Annotated in this window: 1 protein-coding gene; it reads left to right on the forward strand. The window is 56.0% G+C overall.

Features of this window, described 5'->3' with window-relative positions:
- Positions 1-374, forward strand: a 374-nt coding sequence (locus tag AC0L3P_RS39920; protein WP_473309450.1) for a transposase, incomplete at its 5' end; no start/stop codon positions are given.
- Between the last annotated feature and the right edge of the window lie 419 nt (positions 375-793).

The raw sequence follows: 793 nt of genomic DNA on the forward strand, positions 1-793 counted from the left end.
ATCTCGAATTGGCGGATCTCGAGGCCGAGCAGTCCAACAGTGCAAATGACGGTTTGTGGACACGCGGTCTACTGATCCGTCGTCGCATTGCCGATGATGACCTCGCCTTCTTCACCACCTGGTGCCCAGCGGGAACAGCCATTGAAACGCTGGTCGCGGTCGAAGGTCATCGATGGGCGATCGAGGACAGCTTTGAAACCGCGAAAAACGAGTTCGGGCTCGATCACAACGAGAGCAGATCCTGGCATGGCTGGCACCGTCATGTGTCCTTGGTGATGCTCGCCTTCGCCATGATGGCCGCGATCCGACATCGCGCTAATCCGCCACCGCCCAAAAAAACGAAACGGCGCCCCCCGGCAAAAGCCAAAACATAACCACCCCACCACTGATCCGTTGGTCAATCCAGGAAATCCGCCGCATTGCTATCAGACTTGCGCGGAAGCGGATTCAACCCGCACACATTATCGCATGGTCCTTCTGGCGCAGAGCTCACCAGGCTGCCGCTCAACGCGCCCACTTCAAATCAAAAAAGCAACTGTAATGTTAGGGTCTGTACCTAATTAGTCGTCCGTGAACAAGGTTCTAAGCGATTGAGCAGGAGTCTCTTTTTCGGATTCGAAGCGGTTTGAGATTGCAGGGAATGGGAGGTTGAAGCCGCCAAATCCTGCAATTTCGCTTTTGGATTGAACGAAGCCGCTGCCGCGGCGTCAGGGGCAAGGTGGCGTAGATCGCCTCCTGGCTGAGAGGATGTGGGTGTTGGAGCCCATCCCCCTCAGACAGGAGTATCGAGATG

The organism is Bradyrhizobium sp. WSM4874, from assembly GCF_055811835.1.